Annotated in this window: 20 protein-coding genes; 4 read left to right on the forward strand and 16 right to left on the reverse strand. The window is 62.3% G+C overall.

Annotation, left to right across the window (positions count from 1 at the left end; genetic code table 11):
* Nucleotides 1–73 precede the first annotated feature (73 nt).
* Both ispG and L4X63_RS13655 read right to left on the reverse strand, forming a co-directional pair.
* Nucleotides 74–1,132: a flavodoxin-dependent (E)-4-hydroxy-3-methylbut-2-enyl-diphosphate synthase gene (gene ispG / locus L4X63_RS13650; RefSeq protein WP_250679197.1), complete on the reverse strand. Its 1,059-nt coding sequence runs from the start codon at nt 1,130–1,132 to the stop codon at nt 74–76.
* 201 nt (nt 1,133–1,333) lie between these two features.
* Nucleotides 1,334–1,855, reverse strand: coding sequence for a YbhB/YbcL family Raf kinase inhibitor-like protein (locus L4X63_RS13655; protein ID WP_250679198.1), 522 nt, complete (start codon nt 1,853–1,855; stop codon nt 1,334–1,336).
* Nucleotides 1,856–2,745: 890 nt separating this feature from the next.
* Between L4X63_RS13655 and rlmD the strand changes: the two genes are divergently transcribed.
* Both rlmD and L4X63_RS13665 read left to right on the forward strand, forming a co-directional pair.
* Entirely contained in the window at nt 2,746–4,107 is a 1,362-nt protein-coding gene (gene rlmD, locus L4X63_RS13660) for a 23S rRNA (uracil(1939)-C(5))-methyltransferase RlmD (RefSeq protein WP_250679199.1), read from the forward strand.
* A gap of 58 nt (nt 4,108–4,165) precedes the next feature.
* Nucleotides 4,166–5,353 (forward strand): HD domain-containing protein, encoded by a 1,188-nt coding sequence (locus L4X63_RS13665; protein WP_250679200.1) that lies wholly within the window; start codon nt 4,166–4,168, stop codon nt 5,351–5,353.
* A gap of 31 nt (nt 5,354–5,384) precedes the next feature.
* Here L4X63_RS13665 and L4X63_RS13670 read toward each other — a convergent pair whose 3' ends face one another.
* The 13 genes from L4X63_RS13670 to L4X63_RS13730 all read right to left on the reverse strand — a co-directional run bounded on the left by L4X63_RS13670 (nt 5,385) and on the right by L4X63_RS13730 (nt 21,952).
* On the reverse strand, nt 5,385–6,626 hold the full coding sequence (locus L4X63_RS13670; RefSeq protein WP_250679201.1) for an HD-GYP domain-containing protein: 1,242 nt from the start codon (nt 6,624–6,626) through the stop codon (nt 5,385–5,387).
* A 144-nt stretch (nt 6,627–6,770) separates the two neighbouring features.
* A complete protein-coding gene (locus L4X63_RS13675; RefSeq protein WP_250679202.1) occupies nt 6,771–7,319 on the reverse strand; it encodes a 2-oxoacid:acceptor oxidoreductase family protein in 549 nt (182 codons plus the stop codon).
* Nucleotides 7,320–7,339: 20 nt separating this feature from the next.
* Nucleotides 7,340–8,152, reverse strand: coding sequence for a 2-oxoacid:ferredoxin oxidoreductase subunit beta (locus L4X63_RS13680; protein ID WP_250679203.1), 813 nt, complete (start codon nt 8,150–8,152; stop codon nt 7,340–7,342).
* Nucleotide 8,153: 1 nt separating this feature from the next.
* Nucleotides 8,154–9,287: a 2-oxoacid:acceptor oxidoreductase subunit alpha gene (locus L4X63_RS13685; RefSeq protein ID WP_250679204.1), complete on the reverse strand. Its 1,134-nt coding sequence runs from the start codon at nt 9,285–9,287 to the stop codon at nt 8,154–8,156.
* 21 nt (nt 9,288–9,308) lie between these two features.
* Nucleotides 9,309–9,503 (reverse strand): 4Fe-4S binding protein, encoded by a 195-nt coding sequence (locus L4X63_RS13690; protein ID WP_015836638.1) that lies wholly within the window; start codon nt 9,501–9,503, stop codon nt 9,309–9,311.
* A 184-nt stretch (nt 9,504–9,687) separates the two neighbouring features.
* On the reverse strand, nt 9,688–10,641 hold the full coding sequence (gene mdh, locus L4X63_RS13695; RefSeq protein WP_250679205.1) for a malate dehydrogenase: 954 nt from the start codon (nt 10,639–10,641) through the stop codon (nt 9,688–9,690).
* 60 nt (nt 10,642–10,701) lie between these two features.
* The gene (locus L4X63_RS13700; RefSeq protein ID WP_250679206.1) at nt 10,702–12,927 is read right to left on the reverse strand and encodes an NADP-dependent isocitrate dehydrogenase; all 2,226 of its coding nucleotides are present in this window, start codon (nt 12,925–12,927) and stop codon (nt 10,702–10,704) included.
* A 585-nt stretch (nt 12,928–13,512) separates the two neighbouring features.
* Nucleotides 13,513–14,118: a LysM peptidoglycan-binding domain-containing protein gene (locus L4X63_RS13705; RefSeq protein WP_250679207.1), complete on the reverse strand. Its 606-nt coding sequence runs from the start codon at nt 14,116–14,118 to the stop codon at nt 13,513–13,515.
* A gap of 114 nt (nt 14,119–14,232) precedes the next feature.
* Nucleotides 14,233–16,017: an aspartate--tRNA ligase gene (gene aspS, locus L4X63_RS13710; protein ID WP_250679208.1), complete on the reverse strand. Its 1,785-nt coding sequence runs from the start codon at nt 16,015–16,017 to the stop codon at nt 14,233–14,235.
* 289 nt (nt 16,018–16,306) lie between these two features.
* Entirely contained in the window at nt 16,307–17,044 is a 738-nt protein-coding gene (locus tag L4X63_RS13715; RefSeq protein WP_250679209.1) for a FadR/GntR family transcriptional regulator, read from the reverse strand.
* Between the two features lie 147 nt (nt 17,045–17,191).
* The gene (locus tag L4X63_RS13720) at nt 17,192–18,406 is read right to left on the reverse strand and encodes a (Fe-S)-binding protein (RefSeq protein WP_250679210.1); all 1,215 of its coding nucleotides are present in this window, start codon (nt 18,404–18,406) and stop codon (nt 17,192–17,194) included.
* Between the two features lie 207 nt (nt 18,407–18,613).
* The gene (locus L4X63_RS13725; RefSeq protein WP_250679211.1) at nt 18,614–19,987 is read right to left on the reverse strand and encodes an FAD-binding oxidoreductase; all 1,374 of its coding nucleotides are present in this window, start codon (nt 19,985–19,987) and stop codon (nt 18,614–18,616) included.
* A gap of 15 nt (nt 19,988–20,002) precedes the next feature.
* Entirely contained in the window at nt 20,003–21,952 is a 1,950-nt protein-coding gene (locus L4X63_RS13730; protein WP_250679212.1) for an L-lactate permease, read from the reverse strand.
* A gap of 433 nt (nt 21,953–22,385) precedes the next feature.
* Between L4X63_RS13730 and L4X63_RS13735 the strand changes: the two genes are divergently transcribed.
* Both L4X63_RS13735 and ldhH read left to right on the forward strand, forming a co-directional pair.
* Nucleotides 22,386–22,931 carry a LutC/YkgG family protein gene (locus tag L4X63_RS13735; protein WP_250679213.1) on the forward strand — a complete coding sequence of 182 codons (546 nt, stop codon included), beginning with the start codon at nt 22,386–22,388 and terminating at the stop codon, nt 22,929–22,931.
* Complete coding sequence (ldhH, locus tag L4X63_RS13740; RefSeq protein ID WP_250679214.1) at nt 22,931–25,063, forward strand: L-lactate dehydrogenase (quinone) large subunit LdhH; 2,133 nt, start codon at nt 22,931–22,933, stop codon at nt 25,061–25,063. The genes L4X63_RS13735 and ldhH overlap by 1 nt, the downstream gene beginning before the upstream one ends.
* Before the next feature lie 112 nt (nt 25,064–25,175).
* Here the strand turns inward: ldhH and L4X63_RS13745 are convergent, their stop codons facing one another.
* Nucleotides 25,176–25,394, reverse strand: a complete 219-nt coding sequence (locus L4X63_RS13745; RefSeq protein ID WP_250679215.1) for a hypothetical protein — start codon at nt 25,392–25,394, stop codon at nt 25,176–25,178.
* Nucleotides 25,395–25,470: the final 76 nt, after the last annotated feature.

Genomic DNA, 25,470 nt, shown 5'->3' on the forward strand with positions numbered 1-25,470 from the left:
CTAAAAAAGATTCTGGTTTATCCGCGTAAATCCGTTAAATCCGCGTCATCCGCGTTCAATTGTTGTTAAGGTGTTATCCGTTGTTAACAGCCTTCAGCACTTCCTCTACGAGTGCGTCGGCCATCTGGCCTTCGGGGACTTTCCTGACGATCTCCCCGTTCTTGAAGAGAAGCCCTTCCCCTTTTCCGCCAGCGATGCCGAAGTCGGCTTCGCGCGCCTCGCCGGGGCCGTTAACGGCACACCCCATGACGGCGACGGTGATGTTCTTGTCGAGGAATCCGAGCCTGCGTTCAACCTCTTCGGCTACCGGGATGAGATCGATCTGGCAGCGCCCGCAGGTCGGGCAGGAGACGAAGTTGATCCCCCGCTGCCTGAGGCCGAGGCATTTCAGGATGTCGTAGGCCACCCGCACCTCATCCACCGGATCTCCGGTCAGGGAAACCCGCATGGTGTCCCCGATTCCCTGGTTGAGGAGGATGCCGAGCCCCACGGAGGACTTGATGGTGCCGGAGAACTTGGTCCCGGCTTCGGTGACCCCGATGTGGATGGGATAGTCGACGGCTTCGGAAAGAAGCTGGTAGGCCTTGAGGGTGCGCACGACGTCGGAGACCTTGATGGAGATCTTGATCTGGTCGTAGTTGAGCTCTTCCAGGATCCGCACATGACCAAGTGCCGACTCGACCATCGCCTCGGGGGTCGGATGGCCGTACTTGATCAGCAGCTCTTTCTCGAGCGAGCCGCCGTTGACGCCGATCCGGATTGGGACCTGCCGCTCGGCGGCTGCCTTGACGACCTCGGCGACTTTCCAGCGCTCGCCGATGTTGCCTGGGTTGAGACGGAGACCGTCGACGCCCGATTCGAGCGCTTGGAGGGCGAGTTTATAATCGAAGTGGATATCGGCGATGAGCGGCATGGGGCTGCCGGCCTTGATCTTCGCCAGGGCCAGGGCCGCGTCCATGTCGGGGACGGCGCAGCGGATGATCTCGCACCCGACTTCGGCCAGCTGCCCTATCTGGGCGAGGGTGGCCTCTACGTTTCTCGTGTCGGTGGAGCACATAGACTGGACGACGCAGGGAGCGCCGCCGCCGATGAGGATATTACCTACCTTGATCTGTTTGGTTGTTTTTTTCATAGCGGGACATAGTAGCTAAATCAGCCCCGGAAATCAAGGAAGATCCCCCCTTTATGACACGGGAACGAGCTGATTGACTCAGCAATGCAGTCCACATCGTTGCTGCTGCCCGACAGTTACAAAATCCCCCCTGTCCCCCCTTCGCAAAGGGGGGAACGTGCCTTCAAGGGGATCATGCGGCTGCCACAGTTTTGGGTCACTCTATTTCTTGCTGTAGGTCCCCATCAGCTCGCACTGTGCCAGTATCTTTCCTTGCATGGCGTGCTCGAGGTCTTTCTTCTGAGCGGATGACGGGAGGTTGAGAGCTTCGTTCAATGCATAGAGCTTGAAGAAGTAGCGGTGGGTTCCGGAGGGTGGACAGGGGCCACCGTAGTTGGTCTTCTTCCAACTGTTGGTGCCCTGGCGGGCTTCGGAGGGGGCGTGACCGGCGGCTATCTCAGTCGTCCGGGGTGAAATGTTCCAGACGACCCAGTGGACCCAAAGGCCGACCGGTGCATCGGGATCGTCGACGATGAGGGCGAGCGACTTCGCTTCCTTCGGCACGCCCTGGATCACCAGCGGTGGGCTTGCGTCCTTGCCGTCGCAGGTGTACAGGGGCGGGATCGGCTGTCCGTTCGCGAACACGGGGCTGGTCAGGTTCATCTTGCGCACCTCCTTGGCTGAAAGGGGAACGGAAAGGACGAGGAGCAGGAGAGGGATGAGAAGGTAGAGGGGGCGGGGCATGATCGGCACCTCCAATTGGATTCGTAGAGGCAAATCCCCCCTGTCCCCCCTTTGACAAGGGGGGGGCCTGTCGCCTCCTTCAGCGCGAATACAGCAGGAATGGCGATGGTGGCGGGGGAGATCGGGAAACAATGGTCAAAGTGTAGCTTTACGGGGGGGCGCTGCAAGCGGGATCGGTGATTCGGCGGTTGACAGTCTGAGGTTTTCCCTTTAAGTAAGAGAGCATGAAAAATAAAAGACATACAGCAGACATTCCTGCCAAAGCGGGCAACGCTCACCCAGAAAAAAAGGGCCAGGTAAAGAGTGGCGCATCCAAGGGCGCCGCGGCAAAGCCCTTCAAGCCTCATGGCAACGAGGCTGCCTCCCACAGGCGTGAGACCGGCTCTCCCTCGCAGGGAAAACAGTGGGACCGCGACCAGCAGTCTCCGGAAAAACGCAAGCCGGCCAACGACGGAAGCAGCAGCGGCCCCGTGTCCAAGCCTCCCCGCCGCGCCGAGAGGCTCAAGAGTCGCGATTTCGATAAAGAAGAGGCTAAACACGGAACCGTTCAGGCCCCCAAAGGGACCAAGGGCCGTGCCTTCGAAAAAGGCGCCCCCCGTGCTGCACGAGGAGCCGATTCTCCTGCCGGTTCCGCCCGCCCTAACGCTGCACGTGGCGCGGCAACTCCTGCCGGTTCCGCACGTCCTAATGCTGCACGTGGCGCGGCATCTCCTGCCGGTTCCGCACGCCCTAACGCTGCACGTGGCGCGGCAGCTCCTGCCGGGTCCGCACGCCCTAACGCTGCACGTGGCGCGGCAGCTCCTGCCGGTTCCGCACGTTTTAAGACCCCGGGCACGGATAAGGCACCCAAGTCTGCCCCGCGTAGCGGTGACCAGCGGGAAAAGCCGGGCATGCCGAACCTGCGGTGCGGGATGACGGTCGAGCTCACCATTACCTCCACCAACGAGGACGGTTTCGGCGTCTGTTACCTCGAAGGGACCCGCGTCCTCGTCGCCGGTGGGCTTCCCGGCGAGATGCTGGTGGTCAGGATCACCTATGTCGGCCGCCGCGAGTCCTTCGGGAATATTATCAAGCTTCTGAAGACCTCCGCCGATCGTGAGGCTGCTCCTGCCTGCGGGATGGGGAAAGCCTGCGACGGCTGCCCGCTCATCCAGATGCGCTACCCAGCCCAGCTCGCGTGGAAGAAGAACCTGGTCCAGCGCGAGATGATCAAGTACCCTTCGCTGGTAGCGGTCCCCATCCACGACACCATCGCCTCCCCCAAACTGCTGGAGTACCGGAACACGGCGAAACTGGTTGTTGCGGGCAAGCACTCCGATCCCGTGATCGGCATCTACCGCCGGAACACTCACGACGTGCTGGAGATTGCGGACTGCCCGCTCCACCATCCGCTCATCAACAAGGTTGTGAAGGCGGCCAAGGCCGGAATCAAGAAGGGCAAAGTCCCCATCTACAACCCCAAGAGCGAGATGGGCCTTCTGCGCTACCTGGTGGTCCGCGTGGCGGAACCGAGCGATCGGGTCATGGTGGTCTTCGTCACCAGCGACCAGGGATACAACGAGATCCACCACCTGGCGAAATTCGTCCAGCAGGCAGTACCCGAGGTCGATGTGGTCGCCCAGAACATCAACGCCTCGACCGGCAACGTCATCTTCGGACACAAGGACCGCTTCCTCACCCGCGAGCACACCCTGCGCGCCTACGTCGGGGAGAAGAGTTTCCATCTCTCGCCTCACTCCTTTTTCCAGGTCAACAGCGGTGCCGCCAACATCATCTACGAGAAGGTGCGGGAGTTGGCCAGACTCTCCGGCAAGGAACGGGTGATCGACGTCTACTGCGGGATCGGCGGGATTTCTCTCTTCCTCGCCGATAAGGCCAGGGAGGTGGTGGGGATCGAATTCGTTGAGGCTGCGGTGACCGACGCCACGGCCAACGCGCTTCTCAACAAGGCGCAGAACTGCAGCTTCGAGGCGGGGGATGCCGCCCATCTCATCGACGAGATCGGCGAGGAGGGGGGCGCGGACCTGGTGGTGCTCAACCCTCCGCGCAAGGGGTGCGAGGAGAAGGTGCTGAAGAGCGTCGCGGCCATCAAACCGGAGCGGATCGTCTACGTGTCGTGCTCGCCGGAAACGCTCGCGCGGGATCTCGACATTCTCTCCCGGCTGGGATACCGGACGGTGGAGATCAACCCGGTGGACATGTTCCCGCAGACGGTGCATGTGGAGGATGTGGCGCTTTTGGAGAGGGTGTAAGGGAACTCGCTCCATGGATGACGCCATCGACAAGTTGAGGGGACTTTTCCCTGCGCAAATGCATGACAGGTTGTTGATGGTCGGTGGCATGGTGAGGGACCGCCTGCTCGGGGTCCCCAGCCAGGATGTCGACCTGATCGCCATCGCCTCTCCTGACGAGCTCCTGGCGGCCGGCTTCCGGCTGGTCGAGGCCAAGAGTTCTCCCAACATCTTCTTCCGCTTCCACAACGATCTCGGCAAGGTCGAGATTACCCGCCTTGATTCGCACGACGATCTCGCCATGGACCTCAGCCGACGCGATTTCACCGCCAATGCAATCGCAATGACGCTCCAGGGGGCCATCGAAGATCCCCTTGGTGGCCGCGACGATATCAAAAAGAAGCGCCTCCGGCTCTGCTCCCCGGCCAGTTTCTCCGACGACCCCACCCGGATCTTCCGCGCGTTCCGGTTCGAGTGCGAAGGGTGGCGGCTCGATGCCGAGGCGGAGGCGGCGATCTCTTCGCGGCCGTGGTCGGATGCTCTCTCCCGCCTTCCGATGGAACGTTTCTCCCAGGAGATGCTGAAGGCGCTCTCCAAGCAATCCCCGTCCCGTTTCTTCCGCCGCATGCTCGAACTCAAGGTGGGCGGCAACCTGCTCCCCGAGATTTTCACGATGCCCCAGGTCCCCGCCGGGCCGCTCCAACACCACCCGGAGGGCGACCTCTTCGAGCACTCGATGCTGACTCTCGAGCGGATGTCGGCACTCACTCCCGACGTGAAGGCCCGCTTCTGCGCTCTCTTCCACGACCTCGGCAAACTTGCCACCGACCAGGAGCTTTACCCGAAGCACCACGGACACGAAGAGGCGGGCGCGGATGCAGCGACTCAATTCTGCACCAGGCTTCGCCTCCCCTCCTCCCTGCAAAGAGGATTGCGCGCCGCCTGCGCTCTCCATGGCAAGGCCAACCGCTGGGACGAGCTGCGCGATTCGACAAAGATCAAATTGGCTTTGGGCGCCATCAAGGGGGGAATCGAGGAATTCCTGCCGCTTCTCGTCGAATCGGATTTCAAGGTGGGAATGAAGGGATGGGAGGAGACCCTTAAGGTGGCGGCGATGAACGCTGCCCAGTTGGGGATCGACCCGGCGGTATTGAGCGAGCCGGGTTTACCGCCGGAGAAGGTGCAGCAGATGATTATGCAACGGAGGGTGGAGGTGCTGAGGGAAGTGGGAAAGGGGAAAAGCAAATCCCCCCTGTCCCCCCTTTGACAAGGGGGGGACGTTATTCAGCTTATTCTGCTTATTCTGCTGGCGCGGGTTGCTTGCTGTTGGCCTTTCCTTTTTTTCCGTTCATGGCGATCTTGAGGACGGAGCTGTCGTAGATCGTTTCGAACATCCCCTCGATCTTGAAGAAGGCGGCCAAGACCGCCGGATCGAAGTGCCCCTCCGGATTGATCCGGTCATCCCCTTCCCGGAAAACCTGCAGCGCCTCCTCGTGCGTCATCGGCCCTTTGTAGCTTCGCCGGGAACGGAGCGCATCGTAGACATCGGCAACCTTGACGATGCGCCCGGCCATCGGGATCCGTTCTCCTTTTAGGCGCTTCGGGTAGCCGGTGCCATCCCAGTTCTCGTGGTGAGAGATGGCTATGTCGCGGGCGACTTTCAAGCGAGGGGAGTCCCCCAGGATCTCCAGTCCAAAGGCGGGATGCTGGCGGATGAGCTGCATCTCCCGGTGGTTGAGCGGCCCCTTCTTGAGCAGAACGGCGGCCGGGATCCTGATCTTCCCCACGTCGTGCATCTGGGCCGAAATGGAAACGTCCTCCACGAAGGCAAGGTTGAACCCCATGTTGGCGGCCAGCGCCCCCGCGTAGCGGTTCACGCGGACCACGTGCCTCCCGGTATCCTCCTCGGCGGCCTCGCACGCCCTGGCCAGCGCCTCGATGGTGTAGGCGAAGGCCCGCTCGGTCTCCCGCATCTCGTCAGAAACGGTGACCAGCGATCCGATAACCACCGCAGCACTTCTCAGCACATCGGCGTCGTATTCGCTGGCGCCCCCCGGGTAGTTGAAAGCGACCAGCACGCCGGGGGATCCGCCGCTGATCCGGCAGCTCACGAAGTTGAGGATAGGATCCCCCATCGCCCTCACCACCGAGGGATGGAAGAAATTCTGGAATTCCTCGATGCTCCCGCTGATGTCCTTCCAGTTGATGGGGACCACGTCGGTCCCACCCTCCACCCGCACCAGGCTGATCGCGTAGCTCGATTCCGGTTCGATGGTTATCACATCGGATCGCTCGATCATCTCCCCTTCCCGCAGGTGAAAGACCCGCCCGCTGCAGCAGGTGCAGTTGGGCCCTTCCAGCGCGATGAAGATGGCGGTGGGGCCGCGCCTCCCCTTCCCTCCCAAGAGATGCGCCAGCACCTGGTGGTACAACTCGTCGGAAGTGAACTTCCGGCGCGACAGATCTTTGAGGGTGCTGTCGGTCAGAGAGATCAGGTCCAGGGTCTGTCGCAGAGCCATGTGGCAGAGTTCGATGGTCATCGATGTGCCTCGACGGGTAACGGTGGATGAAATTAACGGGGCGAAGCGGCGTCTTTAAGGAAAGTATAGCAGATGGCGGTGGGGCAAAAAAAAGGCCCGGCGGGGTTACCCGCCGGGCCGCTACTGCGATATTCCGGGTACGGCCTAGGCCTTGGCGGCGATGGCTTTCTCGTAGCCCATGTTGAAGGCCTTCTTGTTCAGCTCGAGGAAGGCTTCCGGTACGCGGGAGAGAACGGCCTTCTCGGCGGACTCCTTGGTGACCACGCCGGTCAGGGCAACGATGGCGCCCAGGGCGACGATGTTGGCCACGATTTCACGGCCGACTTCGTTCTTGGCGGTGTTGATGATCGGGAAAGCGACGGTCTTGAAGTTCCCTTTGGGGAGATTCTTGACGAGGTCGGAGTCGATCAGCAGCACGCCACCCTCTTTGAGGTCGTGGGAGTACTTGTCGCAGGCTTCCTGGGTCAGCGCCAAGAGGGCGTCGACCACGGTGGCCTTCGGGTAGTCGATGGTGGCGTCGGAAACGATGACTTCCGACTTGGAAGCGCCACCACGGGCCTCCGGACCATAGCTCTGGGACTGGACAGCCTGTTTCCCGTCGTAGATGGAGGCGGCTTCGGCCATGATCACGCCGGCAAGGATGAGACCCTGCCCGCCTGCCCCGGAAAATCTGATTTCATATCTCTGAGACATTTTGGGTTCTCCTTACTTTTTTATTTCTGGGCGCGCTCGATGACTTTGGCGTACTCGGTGGTGTACTCCGGCTTCTCGACCTTGTGCAGAACGCCGGTGATGATCTTGCCCTGGAGCTGCTCGGCGGTCATCTTCTCGGCGGCCTTGACCGGGACGGCGACGTCTTTGAGGCGGTTCATCATCTCGATGACGGACTTGAACTTGTTGCGGCGGCCGTAGGTGGTCGGGCAGTCGTCCAGGATCTCGACCACGGAGAAGCCTTTGTGCTGGATCGCCTCGACGATCAGCTTGTCGATCTGGGTCGCGTGGTAGGCGGTGCCACGGGCCACGAAGGTGGCGCCGGCGCCGATGGCGAGCTGGGCGACGTCGAAGGACGGGTCCGGGTTGCCGTACGGGGTGGTGGAAGCCTTGGCACCGGTCGGGGTGCAGGGGGAGAACTGGCCGCCGGTCATCCCGTAGATGTTGTTGTTCATGATGATGTAGGTCATGTCGATGTTACGGCGGCAGGCGTGGATGAAGTGGTTGCCGCCGATGGCGGTGCCGTCGCCGTCGCCGCCGCACAGGATCACGTTCATTTCCGGCTTGGCCATCTTCACGCCGGTGGCGAAGGCAGCCGCACGGCCGTGAGCGGTGTGCAGGGTGCAGCAGTCGAGGTAGCCGGGGAGACGCGAAGCGCAGCCGATACCGGAGACGATGGCGGTGTTGTTCTTGTCGAGGCCGAGGGTGTCGATGGCCCGGATAAGACCTTTCATGACAATGCCGTGGCCGCAGCCCGGGCACCAGATGTGCGGGAGCTTGCCCGGACGGATGTACTTATCGTAATCAAAAGCCATGTTACTTGACCTCCTTGATCTTTTCGAGGATCTGCCCCGGGTTGATCGGCTCGCCGTCAACGCGGAAGATGCCGTGGACCGGAGCCTTGCCGTCGATGCACCCTTTGACCACGCCGGTGCACATGCCGAGGTTCATTTCCGGGGTGATGATGGCCTTCACCTTGCCGGCGAGAGCATTGATCTGCTTCTCCGGGAACGGCCAGAAGGTCTTGATCCTGAAGAGGCCGGCCTTGATACCTTCCTTGCGGGCTTCGTTCACGGCGAAACGGGCGGAACGGGAGGTGGAGCCGAAAGCCACGATGGCAACCTCGGCGTCATCCAGCAGGTACTCTTCGAACTGGACGATGTCGTCCACATTGGCCTCGACCTTGCGCACCTGGCGCTCTTCCTCGGCCTGAACCCAGGCAGCCTTGGTGGTCGGGAAGCCGTCCTGGCCCTTGTTGAGGCCGGTCACGTGGAAGCGGTAGTTGGTGCCGAAGGCGGCCAGCGGCGGCACGTCGCCGAAGCTGGTATCGTACGGCTTGTACTGCTCGGGCGGAACCGAAGGAGCGGTACGGTTGATGACTTCGAGTTCGCCCGGCTCGGGGAACACGATCCGCTCACGCATGTGGGCGACGATCTCGTCCGGCATGACCATGACCGGGGTGCGGTATTTCTCGGCCAGGTTGAAGGCGCGGACGGTCTCTTCGAAGAGTTCCTGAACGGAGGCCGGGACCAGGCAGATGGCCGGGTGGTCACCGTGGGTGCCCCACTTGGCGCTCATCACGTCGGACTGCGACGGGCCGGTCGGCATGCCGGTGGAGGGGCCGCCCCTCATGACGTTGACGATGACGCACGGGGTCTCGGCGATGCAGGCGTAACCGATCAGCTCCTGCTTGAGGGAGAGGCCCGGGCCGGAGGTCGCAGTCAGAACTTTCGCGCCGGTCAGCGAAGCGCCGATGACGGAAGCCATGGCGCCGATTTCGTCCTCCATCTGGATGAACTTACCGCCGATCTTCGGCAGCTCGTTAGACAGCACCTCGGCCACCTCGGTGGAAGGGGTGATCGGATAACCGCCGAAGAACGTGCAACCGGCGTAGAGCGCACCCTGAGCGGCTGCCTCGTTCCCCTGAAGGAATGCAACTTTTTTAGCCACTTTAACTACCTCCTGAAATTATTAAGCTGACACTTTGATGGCAAAGTCAGGGCAGCGCAGTTCGCACTGCATGCACTTGATGCAAGCTTCAAGGTTCTTGACGCTTGCCACAAAACCTTTCATCTCCAAGACCTTGGTCGGGCAGAACTCCACACAAATGTGGCACCCCTTGCAGTACTTTTCGATGATCTCGATCGTCGGCAGTTTTTTCTCCATCCACGTAGCTCCTTTGACTGAAATGCCTTTTTGAGGCTGGAAATGTTGCCTTATAACACAATCTGTATACACAATGCAAGCGGCAATATTCGGATAAAACGATACTTTACCCCGCAGCGTTGCCGCAAAAAAGGGGCAAGGAGGGGACACCTCCTTGCCCCTGGTACAGATTTCGCGAGGCCTGTTACTTCAGGGTGCTGACCAGTTCCTTAACGGCGGCGACGGACTTGTCCATCATGGCCCGCTCGTCGGCGTCCAGTTCGAACTCGAGGATCTGCTCGATGCCGGCGGCGCCGATCACGGTCGGAACGCCGACGTAGTACCCCTTAACGCCGAACTCGCCGTTGAGGTAGACGCAGGAGGGGAGCACGCGCTTGGAGTCCTTCAGGTAGGCCTCGGCCATCGCGATGGCGGAAGAAGCCGGGGAGTAGAAGGCGGAACCGGTTTTCAGCAGGGCGACAACCTCGCCGCCCGCACCGCGGGTACGCTTGACCATGGCGTCCATGCACTCTTTGGCCTTGGCTTTGTCCTTGTACTTCCTCTCGAGGAGCTCCATGACCGGGATGCCGTTCACGGAGGCGTAGCGGATCAGCGGCACCATGTCGTCGCCGTGGCCGCCGAGGGTCATGGCGTTGACGTCTTTCACGGAGACGCCGAGCTCCCAGGCGATGAAGGCTTTGAAGCGGGCGGAGTCGAGGACGCCGGCCTGGCCGATGACTTTGTTGTGCGGGAAGCCGGTCACTTTCTGGCAGAGGGTGACCATGGCGTCGAGCGGGTTGGAAATGACGATCACGAAGGCGTTGGGGGCGTTGGCCTTGATCCCTTCGGCGACGGAGGTCATGATCTTGGAGTTGACTTCGATCAGGTCGTCGCGGCTCATGCCCGGTTTGCGGGGGAGACCGGCGGTGACGACGACGACGTCGGCGCCTTTGATGTCCTCGTAGGTGTTGGTGCCTTTCAGGCAGACGTCGAAGCCGTCAACCGGGGCAGCCTCGGCGATGTCGAGCATCTTGCCCTGGGGAAGACCTTCCACGATGTCGAACATCACGACGTCGCCGAGTTCGCGCAGAGCGCAGAGCTGAGCAAGGACGCCACCAATCTGACCACCACCGATGAGTGCGATTTTCTTACGTGCCATGTTTGTTTCCTCCACAATGAGATTGAAGTTATCTACGGTTGTCTACGTGATGCTGCTGATTTATTTGTTGATAGCGTCGATGATCGCGTTCAGGGTCGGACTCGGGCGCATGGCCTTTTCGGTCTTCGCCTCGTCCGCGTGGTAGTAGCCGCCCATGTCGACCGGCTTGCCCTGGGCACCGATCAGCTCGGCGTTGATCTTCTCCTCGTTCGCCTGGAGCTCCTTGGCGACCTTGGCGAACTGGGCGGCCAGACCGGCGTCCTTGGTCTGGGCGGCCAGCGCCTCGGCCCAGTACATGGCGAGGTAGAAGTGGGAGCCGCGGTTGTCGATCTGGCCGACCTTACGGGCCGGGTTCTTGTTCTGGTCGAGGAACTTGGTGTTGGCCTGGTCGAGGGTATCGGCCAGCAGCTGCGCCTTCTCGTTTTTGAAGGTGGCGGCCAGGTGCTCCAGCGAAACGGCCAGGGCCAGGAACTCGCCGAGCGAATCCCAGCGGAGGTACCCTTCCTGCTGGAACTGCTGCACGTGTTTCGGAGCGGAACCGCCCGCACCGGTCTCGAAGAGGCCGCCGCCGGCCAGCAGCGGCACGATGGAGAGCATCTTGGCGGAGGTGCCGAGCTCGAGGATCGGGAAGAGGTCGGTCAGGTAGTCCCTCAGGGCGTTGCCGGTGACGGTGATGGTGTCGAGGCCGGCCTTGGCGCGCTTGCAGGTGTAGAGCATCGCCTCGGGCGGAGCCATGATCGGGAGCTCAAGACCGGTGGTGTCGTGGTCTTTGAGGTACTTCTGAACCTTGACGATCAACTGGGCGTCGTGGGCGCGGTTCTTGTCGAGCCAGAAGACGGCCGGAGTTTTGGTGGCGCGGGCGCGGTTGACGGCGAGCTTGACCCAGTCCTGGATCGGGAGATCCTTGGCCTGGCAGCCCCTCCAGATGTCGCCATCTTCGACCTGGTGCTCGAACACCACTTTGCCGGCCGGGTCGACCAGGCGGAAGGTGCCGTCGGCGGCAGCCTTGAAGGTCTTGTCGTGGGAGCCGTACTCCTCGGCCTTCTGCGCCATGAGGCCGACGTTGGAGGTGGAGCCCATGGTGGTCGGGTCGAACTGGCCGTTCTCCTTGCAGAAGTCGATGCAGACCTGGTACCACTCGGAGTAGCAGGTGTCGGGCACCACGCACTTGACGTCGTGCAGCTTGCCGTCCGGGCCCCACATCTTGCCGGAGTCGCGGATCACCACCGGCATGGAGGCGTCGATGATGATGTCGTTGGAGGCGTGCAGGTTGGTGATCCCTTTGTCGGAGTCGACCATGGCCATTTCGGGGCGCTTGGCGTAGACGGCCTTGATGTCGGCCTCGATCTCGGCGCGCTTGGCGTCCGGGAGGCTGGCGAGCTTCTTGTAGAGGTCGCCCAGGCCGAGGTCGGGGTTGACGCCCAGCTCCTTGAAGGTGGCGGCGTGCTTGGTGAAGACGTCCTCGAAGAAGACCGAGACGAAATGCCCGAAGATGATCGGGTCGGAGATCTTCATCATGGTGGCCTTGAGGTGGACGGAGAAGAGGACCCCCTGGGCCTTGGCGTCGGCGATCTGCTCGGCGATGAACTTGCGGAGGGCCTTGACGCTCAGGAAGGAGCCGTCGACGACCTCGCCCGCCTGCAGCTTGAGCTCTTTCATGCAGGTGGCCTTGCCGGCCTTGTCCACGAACTCGATCTTGTAGGTGCCGGCCTCCGGAATGGTGGCGGACTTCTCGGAGTGGTAGAAGTCACCGGCAGTCATGTGGGAGACGTGGCTCTTGGAATCGGAGCTCCAGGCGCCCATCTTGTGCGGGTGCTTCTTGGCGTACTCTTTGACGGCCTTGGCGGAGCGGCGGTCGGAGTTGCCTTCGCGCAGTACCGGGTTGACGGCGGAGCCGAGCACCTTGGCGAAGCGGGTGTTCAACGCCTTCTCCTCTTCGGTCTTGGGATCCTCCGGGTAGTCCGGGATGTCGTACCCCTGGCTCTGCAGCTCGGCGATGGCGGCTTTGAGCTGCGGGATGGAGGCGGAGACGTTGGGGAGCTTGATGATGTTGGCTTCCACCTTCTGGGTCAGGTCGCCCAGGTAGGCCAGCTCGTCGGCGACCTTCTGGTCCGCCTTGAGTTTTTCGGGGAAGTTGGCGATGATTCTGCCGGCGAGGGAGATGTCCCTGGTCTCGACCTCAACGCCGGCTGCCTTGGTGAAGGCATTGACGATGGGAAGCAGGGAGTAGGTGGCAAGCGCCGGGGCCTCGTCGATTTTGGTCCAGATAATCTTTGCTGTTGTCATCGTTTAGTTCTCTCCTTGGTTTTTGTGCCTGAAGGCCGGAAGCTCGATGAAAATACGGGGTGGCGATCCGCCGCCAGTCGCCCGGAGACGGCCACCTCGTCGAAACAAAAGGAAAAAAGAGGCCATCGGAGGCGAACATGCGCCCTCCGTCGTCCCCGTCCGATATTTCCTGTGGATTTGAGGGATGTTACAGGAAGCCTATCCTGAATAAAATTTTGTATACAGTATACAAATCGGTTTTCAGTGTCAAGGGAAAATCTTGGCGCAAACTTATGGATGGGAAAAAATCCGGGGCACCTACTGCGGGAGGAAGGAAAGAGTTGAAAGTACGTTCTTTTTTGCCTGCGGAAAGGCGCGTGCGGCGGTGCGGCGGCGGGGGTTTTACCCTCGCGGACGGCTCCAGTATAGCGCACTTTTTTGAGTTCGCCGCCGGGGCGGTTTTAATGTGAAAAAAAAGCCGTCCGGTGTAACGAAAACGGGAGGCGGACGCGGGGAAAACCGGGGGCAAAGTGAGCCGGATTGAGTGAGCCGGATTGCCGGAGTAAGGGCTCAATCGAACAATGGAATGGTTAGGCGGAAGGGGGTTTAGTGCAGCAGACGGTCCTGCGAGTAGCGGCGGGCCTCGGCGATGTCCTCGCGGGAGAGGTTTCTCGGGATCTTCAGCACCTGGCCGGGCCAGATGTGGCGGGGGTCGCGGATCTGGGCGCGGTTGGCCCGGTAGATGAGCGGCCAGAGCATCCGGTCGCCGTAGACCTCGGGCTGCGAGGCGATGTAGGGAAGCGATTCGCCGCGCCGCACCGTGTAGGTGGAGACCAGCACGTGCTCCTTGGGGACCGGCTTGACCGCCCTCTTGGCCCGGGCGGCCTCCTCGGCCTGTGCCCGCTCCTTCTGGGCCAGGGCCTCCAGCTCGGCCTGCGCCTTGCGGTTGGCCTCCTCGCGGGCGAGCCGTTCCTCCTCGGCGCGTTTTCTCTCCTCGGCGAGCCTCGCCTCCTCGAGCCGCTTCGCCTTGATGGCGGCCAGCTCCTTCTCGAGAAGCTCCCCCTTCATCAGCGCCAGCTCGTAGTAGCTGTCGGCCTCCTCGGTATCGCCGTCGTTGAAGTAGTTCTCCCCCCTGCCGTACGCTTCGAGAGCGCTCCTGAACTCGGTGGCCAGTTGGGTGTCGGCGCCCGCGCTCCTTGCGCGCTCCAACACAACCAGAGCCTCCCCGCGGTGACGGGGAGGCTCAGTGGCGCAGGAACAAAGGGCGCTGACGGCCGCCAGCAGTATGAGAAGAACGCAAAACCTCAAAGGCGACAGCCCCTCCGCTTACTGCTGCTTGGCCAGGCGGATGCCGAGTTCGCGCAGCTGGATGGTGTCGACCTCGGAAGGAGCCTCGGACATGAGGCAGGCGCCCTTCTGGGTTTTCGGGAAGGCGATGACGTCGCGGATGGAGTCGGAGCCGGTGATGAGCATCATCAGGCGGTCAAGACCGAAGGCGATGCCGCCGTGCGGCGGGGTGCCGTACTCGAGGGCGTCCAAGAGGAAGCCGAACTTGCTGCGGGCGTTCTCGGCGGAGAGCCCCAGCATCTTGAACATGAGGGACTGCACCTGCTCCTGGTGGATCCTGATGGAGCCGCCGCCGATCTCGTTGCCGTTCAAGACTAGGTCGTAGGCCTTGGCACGGCAGCGCCCCGGGTCGCTCTCGACGAACTCGAGGTCCTCGTCCATGGGGGCGGTGAACGGATGGTGGACGGCGGCCCAGCGGCCGGCCTCCTCGTCCCACTCGAGGAGCGGGAAATCGGTGATCCAGACGAAGCGGTACTCGTTCGGGTCGGCGAGCCCCATCTTGGCGGCCAGGTGATTCCTCAGGCGGCCCAGCGAATCGTTGACCACCTTCGGCTTGTCGGCCACGAAGAGGAGCAGGTCCCCTTCTTCCGAGCCGAAGGCCTTGTCCATGGTGGCGATCTCTTCCGGGGTGAAGAACTTGGCGATCGGGGACTGCCACCCGTCGGCGGTGATCTTGACGTAGGCGAGCCCTTTGGCGCCGTAGATGGCGGTGAACGCGGTCAGGTCGTCGATCTCCTTACGGGAGAAGGCGCCCCCCTTCTTGACGTTCATACCCTTGACGATGCCGCCCCCCTTGGTCACGTCGGCGAAGACCTTGAAGCCGGAGTTCTTGACGATGTCGGAGAGCTCCACGAGCTCGAGCCCGAAGCGGAGATCGGGGTTGTCGACGCCGAAGCGGCGGATGGCCTCGGCGTAGGTCATGTGCTGGATGGGGAGCTGGACTTCGATCCCTTTGGCCTCGAAGAAGATGCGGGCCATGAGCCCTTCCATGACGCGGATGATGTCTTCGCGCTGGATGAAGGACATCTCGCAGTCGATCTGGGTGAACTCCGGCTGGCGGTCGGCGCGCAGGTCTTCGTCACGGAAGCAGCGCACGATCTGGAAGTAACGGTCCATCCCGGCCACCATCAGGATCTGCTTGAAGAGCTGCGGGGACTGGGGGAGCGCGTAGAAATTACCCTTGTTGATCCTGGAGGGAACCAGGAAGTCGCGGGCCCCTTCCGGGGTGGACTTGGTCAGGAACGGGGTCTCGATCTCCAGAAAACCGTTGTCGGTCAGGTAGGAGCGGGTGACCTGGGCGACCTTAGAGCGCAGAATCATGTTCGACTGCAGGGTCTGGGTCCTCAGGTCGAGGTAGCGGTACTTGAGGCGGATGTTCTCGTTCACGTCGACGAAGCCGTCCAGCGTGAAGGGAAGCGCCTTGGAGGGGTTCAAAAGCTTGCACTCGGTGACGTTGATCTCCACCGCGCCGGTCTTCATCTTCGGGTTGACGGTCCCTTCCGGACGGGCGGCGACGATCCCCTTGATGGCGAGCACGTACTCGTTACGGGCGCTCTCGGCCTTGCCGTGGGCGCCGGCGGACCTTTCCGGGTCGAAGACCACCTGGGCGATGCCGTCGCGGTCGCGCAGGTCAATGAAGATGAGGCCGCCATGGTCGCGGCGCTTGGCCACCCATCCCATCAGCACCACTTCCTGCCCGATGTGCTCGGCCCTCAACTCGCCGCAATAGCTGGTCCTTTTCCAATCGCCCAGAAAATCTATCATCGAAAACCCTCCTTGGTTTTATCTAATACCGATAAATCGGGTAACTATACCCAAAAAGCCCCCCTGCATCAACCAAAAAGCGCCTTTCGTGGTGAGCCTTTGCGGTGCTTCCCCCATCCTCACCCTGTCCCTCCCCTAGGAGCGGAGGGCACGTAGTGGTCAAGGCCGGTAGCGCGGCCGGGCCGAAGCAAAAAAGAGCCCGGCGTCTCTCACCGGGCTCTTCGTATGGTCACTCAACATACTGCTGATTTACTCGTATCCGCCCCCGCCGGCTCTCCCTTCCCTTCCGCTACGCCACCGGCAGGTCCGCCCCGCCGCGACTGGAGACGTAGGCGGAGCAGCGCTTGTGGGCGAAGGTGAGGTGCTCGAGCATGGCGTCCCGCGCCCCTTCCGGGTTGCGCTCCCGGATCATGTCGTAGATCCGGCGGTGGTGGCTGAAGAGCAGGTGGTGATCGTCGCTGCTCATGTAGACGGCCCGCCAGACGTCGCGCTGGAATTCCTGCATGGCGTCGAAGATGCTCTGCATCATGTGGAACCAGACCACGTTGTGGGTAGCTTTGGCGATCAGGGTGTGAAAGTGGGCGTCGAGGTCCTCGGAATGTTTGAGGTCTTCGAGGTTCTTGGACATCCCCTCGATCACCAGCTCAAGCCGCCTGAGGTCCTCGGGAAGCGCACGGCTGGCGGCGTAGTAGGAGGTCCAGGACTCCATCCCCTTCCTCACCTCGATGACGTCGAGCGCGCGATCGCCGTCGATGCGGATCAGTTCGGAAAGGGGGACATTGGTGCTCACCTCCACCAGCGAGCGGACGATGGTGCCTCCGCCCTGGTAGGTCTCCACCATTCCGCTGGAGGCGAGCAGGTTGAGGGCCTCGCGGACCGAGGGACGGGAAACGCCGAACATCTCGGCCAGTTCGCGCTCGGGGGGGAGTTTCTCGCCCGGAGTGAACTCTCCGGCCAAAATGGAAGCGCGTATCTGCTCGGCTATCTGGGTAGATACTTTCTTGGGCTTGATTGGCGTAAACATCATGACGCAACCGATACTATATAAACCTATATGTTGGCAACAGATTTTTCGTAAACGTAAGGAAGAGACAACCCATCCCTCCCCTCCCCCTCTTTGAACTGAAAGGAGAGGTAAGGGAGGGACTGAGCCTGAGATAGGAGTTCGGCGTGGTCAGGCGTTGATACTCATTTTTAGAAGTTCAGTTAGGTGAATGACCTTGACCTGGGGCGACGACTCGGCGAGTGCTTTCTTGAGTTGCAAAAGGCAGCCGGGGTTTCCGGTGACCAGATACTCGGCGCCGGTCTGCTGGATGTTGGCCACCTTCCGGTTCAGGACCCGTTCTGACATCTCCGGCTTTTCGATGTTGTAGGTACCGGCCGAGCCGCAGCAGGCGTCGGCCTCGGGGAGCTCGCGGAAGTCGATCCCCGGGATGAGCTTGATGAGGGAGCGGGGCTGGCTGCGGATTCCCTGGCAGTGCGCGATGTGGCAGGGGTCGTGGTAGGTGACCTTCACCGGCAGCGGTTTGAGCAGCCCCTTGAGGGTTTCCGCCTCCCCCGCGAGGATCTCGGAAATGTCCGCCACCTTGGCGCTGAAGGCGGCCGCCTTGGAGTCGCCTTCCAGGTGATGGCCGTACTTCTTAAGCTCCGCCCCGCAGCCGCCGCAGTCGGTGACCACGAAGTCGAGATCGTGGGAGGAGAAGAGGCCGGTGTTGAAGCGGGCGGCCTGCTGCAGCCCTTCGGCGTCGTGGCCGAGCATGTTGGGAGCACCGCAGCACTTCTGATCCTTGGGAGTGATCACCTTGTACCCCAAAAGGGAGAGGAGTTCCACGGTGGCGAGGCTCGCTTCGCTGAAGACGAGGCTCATCACGCAGCCAAGGAAAAACCCTGCCGTCCCCTTCTCTTTACCTTGGGGGGGAGTGACCTCGTCGATGGTCTGGCGAAGCGGGGCCGCCGGGAGTTTCGGCAAAAGCCCCTCCATACGCCCCAGCGAGGCGGGGAACACCTTCAAAAGCCCCAGGGTCCGCACCACCTTCTGCATGCCGGTTCGCTGGTACAGGCGCAACGGTGCGGTGGCGCTCTCCAGCCGGTCCGGATGAGGAACGAGCTTTCTGAGGATCAGCTCCTCCATGAAGGAGAGCCCCTCCTGTGCCTTCTTCTCGCAACGGAACTCGGCCACCAGCTCGCCGGCGTTGACGCCGCAGGGGCAGGCCGAGGCACAGGCCTGGCAGTCGAGGCAAAGCGAGAGGTACTCCAGGAAGTTTTCGGTGGCGGTCAGCTCCCCCTCCTGGAACTTCCTCACCAGCGCCACGCGTCCGCGCGGGGAGGCGGTTTCCAGGAAGGTTTCCTTGTAGGTGGGGCAGTGCGGAAGGCACATCCCGCAGCGCATGCAATTTATCAGCTTTAAATAGTCCATGGTTTTCCCGCTTATGCCCCCATCCTCACCCTGTCCCTCCCCTTGAAGGGGAGGGGACGCCAGGCAAAAGTGGCTCCTGTCTGCCCCCCCCTTTCACAAAGGGGGCGGCCGGTTAGGTCCCCCCCTTTGCGAAGGGGGGACAGGGGGGATTTGCCTTGCGGCATTTCGCCTATGACTCCGCTAAAAAATCTTCCCGGGGTTAAGTATGCCCTGCGGATCCAGCGCACTCTTGATGCCCCGCATCACGCGCAGCCCCGACTCTCCCACCAGTTTGGGGAGGTACTTCTTCTTGGCCACCCCTACCCCGTGCTCACCGGTGATGGTCCCCCCCATCCCGATAGTCGCCTCGAAGATCTCCCCGAAGGCCTTGTGGGCGCGGGCGATCTCGTCCTGGTCTCTCTCGTCGGTGAGGCAGGTGGGGTGCAGGTTGCCGTCACCCGCGTGCCCGAAGGTGCCGATCAGGAGGTCGTACTTCTTGGCGGTCTCCTGGATCAGCTTCACCATGGGAGCGATGCAGCTCCTCGGGACGGTGGCGTCCTCGAGGATGGTGGTCGGCTTGAGCCTTGCCAGGGCGGAGAGCGCCACCCGCCGGGCGGTGGCGAGTTTCAGCGCTTCGTCGGCGTCGGCCGCGGTCTGGAAGAAGGAGCACCGGTGGCGCTCGCAGATCTCCCGGATCCCGGCGGCGTCCTCCTCGACCTGGGCGGGGTGCCCGTCGACCTCGATGAGCAGGACGGCGTCCACGTCGAGCGGGAGCCCCACGTGGGCGTAATCCTCGACGCACTTGATGGTCACCCGGTCGAGGAATTCGAGGGTGGCCGGGATGATGCGGGCGGCGATGATGTGGGAAACGGTGAGGGCCGCCTGCTCGAGCTGCGGGAAGTGGACCAGCATGGTTTTCTTGGTCCGCGGCTTGGGTATCAGCTTCACGGTGATCTCCGAGAAGATCCCGAGCGTCCCCTCGGAGGAGACCAGCAGGTGGTTCAGGTTGTAGCCCGCCACGTCCTTCACCACCTTCCCGCCGGTCTTGAGGATCTCGCCGTCGGAGAGAACGGTCTTCAAGCCCATCACGTAGTCGTCGGTGACGCCGTACTTGAGACCCCGCAAGCCTCCGGAGTTCTCGGCGACGTTCCCCCCCATGGTGGAGATGTTCATGCTGCCCGGGTCGGGGGGATAGAAGAGGCCGCGGCTTTCGGCCTCGCGGTGGAGCGTGCTGGTGACGACCCCGGGCTCGACGGTGGCGGTCAGGTTCTCCTCGTCGATCTCTATGATCCGGTTCATCCGGCTGGTCTGCAGAACCACCCCGCCGTCGAAGGAGATGGATCCCCCCGAGAGGTTGGTGCCCGAGCCGCGGGGGGTGACCCGCACACCCGCCCCGTTGCAGAGGGCCAGCACCCGGGAGATCTCCTCGGTGGTGGCGGGGAGCACCACCGCACCGGGCCTGCTGTGAAGCTCGGGGGTGGAATCGTAGCCGTAACAGGCGAGCGATTCGTCGTCACTGAGGGTATAGGTATCCCCCACTATCTCGGCCAGCGCCTTTACGAAACTCTTGTCCATGGTCGTTATCCTTTCCTACGGAATCATCCAGGGGAAGACGTAGGCCTGCAGGGCCACGATGACCCCCATCACCGTGGTCAGGAAGAGGGCGTGCTTCACGGTGAAGCGGAAGAGATTCCCCTCCTCCCCGATGAGGCCGGTTGCCGCGCAGGCGACGGCGATGGACTGCGGGGAGATCATCTTGCCCATGACGCCGCCGCTCGTGTTGGCAGCACAGGTCAAAATCGGATTCATCCCGAGGTTCTCAGCGGTGACTTTCTGGAAGCCGCCGAAGAGGACGTTACTGGAGGTATCGGAGCCGGTCAGGAAGACGCCGAGCATCCCCAGGAAGGGGGAGAGGAACGGGAAGAGCGCGCCCGCCTTGGTGAAGGCGAGCCCCATGCTGGTGGTCATCCCCGAGGCGTTCATGACGAAGGCGAGACCGACCACCGAGGCGACGGTGATGGCCGGTAAGCGCATGTCGTAGAGGGTCTTGCCGAGTACCTGGAAGAAATCGGCCACGCCGACCCCACAGATGAGGGCCGACAATAGTGCGGCGATCAGGATGGCGGTGCCGGCCGCGGAGAGGTAGTTGAAGACGAACTTCGCCGGGACCTTCGCGGGGAGCTGGTCGGCAACGACCTTGTCGAGCGCCTTGAAGCGCTCCTTCTCGACGGCCTTCGCCTTCACGAGCTCTTTCTCGAGCTTCTGGAGATCCTTCCCTTTCTTCTCGACGGCGTCGAAGGCGGCCATTCTCTCCGCGGTCATAACGGGAGCGTCCGGGGGAAGGGTGATCTCGACCGCCAGGAGCTTCTCCTCGGCGCCCCCAAGCTCTGCCAGGGCGGCGCCCAAGGCGGCCTGCTTCGGATCGGCCGGGGCGAGAAGGCCGAGCTGCTTATCGAGGGCGTCCTTCACGGCGGCTACCTTCTTGATCCCGTCGGAAGGCTTGGTCACCTTCTTCACGATCGCGTTGTCGAGGCCGGCGACCGGGATGACGATCTTGCTCTTGTCGAGGGAGTCCTTCACGGACGGGATCCCCCAGACGAGCACCATGGCGGTCAGGGCGAGGTAGGGGGCCCAGGCGCGGAACACCTGGCCGCCGGTATAGTCGTGGCTCTCCTTCCCTTTCGGCTCGGGCTCGTGATCGAAGGTCCAGATGGTCTTCGGCTGCCAGAACTTGAGCAGGATGACCAGGGCGGCGAGGGTGGAAAGCGAGGCAATGATGTCGGGGAGATAGGGGCCGAGGTAGCTCGCGCATCCCCACTGGGCCAGGGCGAAGGTGCCGCCGCAGACGATGATGGCCGGGAGCACCTCGATGGTCTTCTTCCAGCCGGCCATGATCATGATCACGTAGAACGGGATGAACATCGAAACGAAGGGGAGCTGGCGCCCCACCATGGTGGAGAGCTTCATGAGCCCCGCGTCGTCGTACCCCACGACCCCCGCGAGGGCCACCACCGGGATACCGATGGCGCCGAAGGCGACCGGGGCGGTGTTGGCAATCAGGCAGACGCTGGCGGCGTAGAACGGGCGGAAGCCGAGGCCGACCAGGGTGGCACCGGCGATGGCGACCGGGGTCCCGAAACCGGCCGCCCCCTCGATGAAGGCGCCGAAGCAGAAGGCTATCAGCAGCGCCTGCAGCCGCCGGTCGCCGGTCAGCCCCGCCAGCGAGGCGCGGATGATCTCGAATTGCCCACCCTTGACGGTGATGTTATAGAGAAGGAGCGTGGTGACCACGATGTAGAAGACCGGGAAGAGACCGAAAGCGACGCCATGGAGCGTGGAGAGGGCGGCGAGCTTGACCGGCATCTGCCAGCAAAACACCGCGATCGCGATGGCGACGGCCACCGCCAGCGGGCCCGCCTTGTGAGCCTTCATCTTGAAGACGGCCAGACAGGCAAAGATGACGGCGAGGGGGAGGGCGGCGGCCACGGCGGAAATCCCGAGACTGCCGCCGATGGGGGTGTAGCTCTGAATCCATGGCATGACTTCTTCTCCTTGCGAGTTGTTGCTGCACTAACGAACCTCCCGCAGGGGGGAGGGGGAAACGATCCAGAGACACCGCTCACCGGGGAAAGATCCGTGAGGGAGGGGGCGCACCGCCGGAGAAGGTACCAGCCTTGCCGCGCGAAACTATTTTGGTAAGACCAATTACCAAATTTTTTAAAACAGTGTCAAGTTTTTTTAGCAGCGCCCTCCAAAATGCTTTACTGGAGGGGGTTTTTCTACTATGATCCGGCTACCTGCAGCGGTCATATAAGTTGGCAGGAGTACTGAAACCGGGGCCGAACAGAAGTTTCGCCGCCCCAAAACGGGTTGGCCCGGCGAGAGATAGAACGGTTTTTCGGTATCAAAAATACCCCGTTTACCATGGAGAAGCAGGGAGATAGCTTGAGCGGGAAAGAGGGAGGGACCAGACATGTATGACCAATTTTCAACCAAGGCCACTGCGGTTGGCGCCGAGGTACACCGGTTCGCGACGGTGAAGGGGGCGGTGGAATTCCTGCTCCCCTTCCTGAAGGCGGAAGGGATGGGCGACGAGCCGGGAAGGTACGCGCTCTGGGCGAACGGCCCGGTACTGGCCGGGCTGGAGAAAGGTTCCCTCCAGGCGGCCGGCCTTAGTTTCGAGGTCAGCAGGGAACTCGCTTCGCAGGCCCGCTTCGGCATCAGCCAGGTGGACTTCGCCCTGGCCGACACCGGCTCGCTGGTGCAGGACCAGAGCGCCATCGAGCAGCGGCTCGTCTCCTCGCTCCCCGAGATCCACGTCGCCATCGCCGCCACCGGCTCCATCCTCGACGGCAAGATCGAACTCTTCAAAAGGCTGAACCCCACCAACTCCCGCTACATCGCCTTCATAACCGGCCCCAGCCGCACGGCCGATATCGAACGGGTATTGACCATCGGGGTACATGGCCCCCAGCGGCTGGTCATCCTCTTCATTGATGAGCTGGGAGGGGACAGGTAATGAGAAAGGAATTCAAGGCGTCCATCAACCGCGCGGTCAACAATCCCAATCTCACCGGCGCCCTCGGAAAATTCTCCCAGGCCTACAAGGTAAACCGCGCCAAGGCCTACGAAGGGATCGACTTCGAAGGGCTCAGGGGGAGGATCGCCGAGGCGAAATCGTCGGCAGCAAGCCACCTCGACGAGGTGGCGGAAACCTTCAGGAAAAACGCCGAAGCGCTCGGGGCCACCGTCTTCCGGACCCGCGACCCGCAGGAGGTAAAGAAGTACATCCTGAAAGTGGCCCGGGAGAACGGGGTCCGGACGGTCGTAAAATCGAAGTCTATGGCGACCGAGGAGATCCACCTGAACCCGTACCTGCAGCATAACGGGATCTCGGTGGCGGAGACCGACCTGGGGGAATGGATCATCCAGCTGGCGGGGCAGACCCCGTCGCACATGGTGATGCCCGCCATCCACCTGACCAAGGAGGAGGTGGCCGACATCTTCAGCAAGGAGGTCAACGAGCGGCTCTCCACCGACATACCAAGGCTCGTCAAGGTGGCGCGCAACGAGCTCCGTCCCAAGTTCCTGGCCGCCGACATGGGGATCTCGGGGGGGAACATCGCCGTGGCCGAGACCGGTAGCATCGTGCTGGTCACCAACGAGGGGAACGCCCGCCTGGTCACCACCCTCCCCCGCATCCACGTCGCAGTGATCGGGGTGGAGAAGCTGGTGGAAAAATTCGAGACCGTGCCGGCCATCCTTGAAGCCCTTCCGAGAAGCGCCACCGCCCAGCTTCTCACCAGCTACGTTTCCATCATCTCCGGCCCCACGCCGAACGACGACGGGAGCCCGAAGCAGCTCCACATCATCCTGATGGACAACAAGCGGACCGAGATGGCGGAGGATCCCAAGTTCAAGCAAGCGCTGCAGTGCATCCGCTGCGGCTCCTGCCTCAACGTCTGCCCCATCTTCCGGCTGGTCGGGGGCCATGTCTTCGGTGCGGTCTACACGGGGGGGATCGGCACCATCCTCACCGCCTGGTTCGACGAGCTGCAGAAGTCCGAGGAGATCCAGGGGCTCTGCATCCAGTGCGGCAACTGCAAGGAGGTCTGCCCCGGCAAGCTCGACATTCCCGAGATGATCATGGAGATCCGCCGCCGGCTCGTGGTGGAGAAGGGGCAGCCGCTGGTCCAGAAGGCCATCTACGCGGTGGTGAACAACCGTAAGATCTTCCACGGCATGCTGAGGGCGGCCTCGCTGGCGGCCAAGCCGTTCACCTCGGGAGGATTCATCCGCCACCTCCCGCTCTTTCTCTCCGACCTGACCGACGGGAGGAGCCTGCCTGCCATCGCGGCGGATCCGTTCCGCGACCGCTTCCCGAAGATCGCCCAGCCCAAGGGAAAGGAGAAGGTGGTCTTTTACGCCGGCTGCCTGATCGACTTCGCCTATCCGGAAACGGGTGAGGCGCTGGTCAAGGTGCTCAACAAGGCGGGGATCGAGGTGGTGTTTCCGCAGGACCAAACCTGCTGCGGAGCGCCGGCCCTCTACAACGGGGCTTACGAGGTGGCGGCCCAAAACGCGGCGGACAATATCGAGGCGCTTTTGGCCGAAGAGGCAAGCTACGTGGTCTCCGCCTGCCCGACCTGCACGGTGGCGCTCGCTCACGACTTCAGGGAAACGCTGAAGACGCTGGGACGCACCGATCTCCTCCCGGGGGCCGAGGCTTTGGCGGCGAAAACGATCGATTTCTCCACCCTGGTGAAGAAGCTGGTCGACGAGGGGCGGCTTTCCTTCAAGGAGGCTGCCGACCTGGGGAGCGTCACCTACCACGACTCCTGCCACCTGAAGAGGACGCTCAGGGTGTCGGAGGAGCCGCGGGAGCTCCTGGCAAAGGCCGGCTACCGGATCAGCGAGATGCACGAATGCGACATGTGCTGCGGCATGGGGGGCTCCTACTCCATGAAGCTCCCCGAGATCTCGGCCCCCATCCTGCAGGCGAAGATCGGCAACATCAAGGAGACCGGCGCCCCGGTGGTCGCCATGGACTGCCCCGGGTGCGTCTTGCAGATCAGGGGAGGGATCGACCAGGAGGGATCGAAGGTGGCAGTGAAGCACAGCGCCGAACTGCTGGTGGATCGGCTTAGGTAAGAAACTGGGGCGTTGCCCTAACCGGGACAAAGGATGGGGTTGCCGCCCCCCGATCAGCCACAAAAAAAGCCGCCCTTTCGAGCGGCTTTTTTTGTTCGCACTTCCGCCGTACCTAGACGCGGTACTTAGCCTCCTCGTCCTTGCCGAAGAGCCCCTTGGCGGCCCCGATCAGCATCAGGGCGGCGGGCACCAGCTGCCCGACGAAGACAACGGCGCAGAACCCCATGAACGCCCAGCAGAGGATGCCGGGCTCGTCACTCTGTCCACCTGCGGCATACGCCGTGGTAGCCGATGCAGCCATCGCGATAAGTGTGTTGATTGGCGCTCTCATGACATCCTCCTCTGGTCCCGAAAATATCTGATTCGATATCCATTAAAAGCAGCAAACGTGCCAAGACGAAGAAAAA

The sequence above is a fragment of the Geomonas sp. Red32 genome (assembly GCF_023652955.1).
In the GTDB taxonomy this organism is placed as follows: domain Bacteria; phylum Desulfobacterota; class Desulfuromonadia; order Geobacterales; family Geobacteraceae; genus Geomonas.

Coding starts and splice junctions, on each gene's coding strand:
- ispG (WP_250679197.1), bottom strand. CDS start 1,132: ATGAAAAAAACAACCAAACAGATCAAGGTAGGTAATATCCTCATCGGC.
- L4X63_RS13655 (WP_250679198.1), bottom strand. CDS start 1,855: ATGCCCCGCCCCCTCTACCTTCTCATCCCTCTCCTGCTCCTCGTCCTT.
- rlmD (WP_250679199.1), top strand. CDS start 2,746: ATGCCGAACCTGCGGTGCGGGATGACGGTCGAGCTCACCATTACCTCC.
- L4X63_RS13665 (WP_250679200.1), top strand. CDS start 4,166: ATGCATGACAGGTTGTTGATGGTCGGTGGCATGGTGAGGGACCGCCTG.
- L4X63_RS13670 (WP_250679201.1), bottom strand. CDS start 6,626: ATGACCATCGAACTCTGCCACATGGCTCTGCGACAGACCCTGGACCTG.
- L4X63_RS13675 (WP_250679202.1), bottom strand. CDS start 7,319: ATGTCTCAGAGATATGAAATCAGATTTTCCGGGGCAGGCGGGCAGGGT.
- L4X63_RS13680 (WP_250679203.1), bottom strand. CDS start 8,152: ATGGCTTTTGATTACGATAAGTACATCCGTCCGGGCAAGCTCCCGCAC.
- L4X63_RS13690 (WP_015836638.1), bottom strand. CDS start 9,503: ATGGAGAAAAAACTGCCGACGATCGAGATCATCGAAAAGTACTGCAAG.
- mdh (WP_250679205.1), bottom strand. CDS start 10,641: ATGGCACGTAAGAAAATCGCACTCATCGGTGGTGGTCAGATTGGTGGC.
- L4X63_RS13700 (WP_250679206.1), bottom strand. CDS start 12,927: ATGACAACAGCAAAGATTATCTGGACCAAAATCGACGAGGCCCCGGCG.
- aspS (WP_250679208.1), bottom strand. CDS start 16,017: ATGATAGATTTTCTGGGCGATTGGAAAAGGACCAGCTATTGCGGCGAG.
- L4X63_RS13715 (WP_250679209.1), bottom strand. CDS start 17,044: ATGATGTTTACGCCAATCAAGCCCAAGAAAGTATCTACCCAGATAGCC.
- L4X63_RS13720 (WP_250679210.1), bottom strand. CDS start 18,406: ATGCGCTGCGGGATGTGCCTTCCGCACTGCCCCACCTACAAGGAAACC.
- L4X63_RS13725 (WP_250679211.1), bottom strand. CDS start 19,987: ATGGACAAGAGTTTCGTAAAGGCGCTGGCCGAGATAGTGGGGGATACC.
- L4X63_RS13730 (WP_250679212.1), bottom strand. CDS start 21,952: ATGCCATGGATTCAGAGCTACACCCCCATCGGCGGCAGTCTCGGGATT.
- L4X63_RS13735 (WP_250679213.1), top strand. CDS start 22,386: ATGTATGACCAATTTTCAACCAAGGCCACTGCGGTTGGCGCCGAGGTA.
- ldhH (WP_250679214.1), top strand. CDS start 22,931: ATGAGAAAGGAATTCAAGGCGTCCATCAACCGCGCGGTCAACAATCCC.
- L4X63_RS13745 (WP_250679215.1), bottom strand. CDS start 25,394: ATGAGAGCGCCAATCAACACACTTATCGCGATGGCTGCATCGGCTACC.